Below are 654 nucleotides of genomic sequence, written 5' to 3' on the forward strand. Positions count from 1 at the left end.
CCCGAGTAAGGCTCCGCCGTCTTTCGTTGGGATCATTTTTTCAACTTCATCAAGTCCTTTTCCGCCCCAGATTAATTGGGAAAGTTCTTTTCCGTCTTTGTCGAGCCTGATGATCAGGACATCTTTAGAACCGTAAGCTTTGGAAGAGTTCTGAATATTTCCGGCTACAAAGAATCCTAAATCTGTGGTTTGAATAACCGCTCTGGCTTCTTCGTCAGCAGCAGTACCTAATGTTTTTTGCCAAATCTCGTCTCCAAATTCATTGATTCTGATCAGCCAAATGTCTGAATTTCCTTTAGAATCTTCTTTTTTGTCAAGACCTTTTCCTGAATGCGAAGTCCCTGTGACAACGAATCCTCCTTCCTGTGTAGCGACTGTTGCAGACAGATAATCATGATTGGTTCCGGAGAAATATTTCTCCCACACCCCTTCTCCATTCTGATTTAATTTGACTAATCTAAAATCGTAACCATTATTTTGTTTGCCGCCTGAAGCCTGAAGCTTATTGCTTTGAATAGAACTTCCGCTGATCAGATACTGACCATCAATGGTAGTAGTCACCTGGCTCAGAAAGTCCTGTGTTGAAGATTTCAGATCCTTCTGCCATAAAATTTCCTGGGCTGATCCCAGAATGGTACATAAGGTAAATGCACC

At 42.0% G+C, this 654-nt stretch carries 1 pseudogene; it reads right to left on the bottom strand.

The features are described from left to right. Window positions 1-654: pseudogene (locus AC27VX_RS23835) on the bottom strand (T9SS type A sorting domain-containing protein); the annotation flags it as partial.

Source organism: Chryseobacterium sp. 14P4.3.2 (assembly GCF_057799275.1).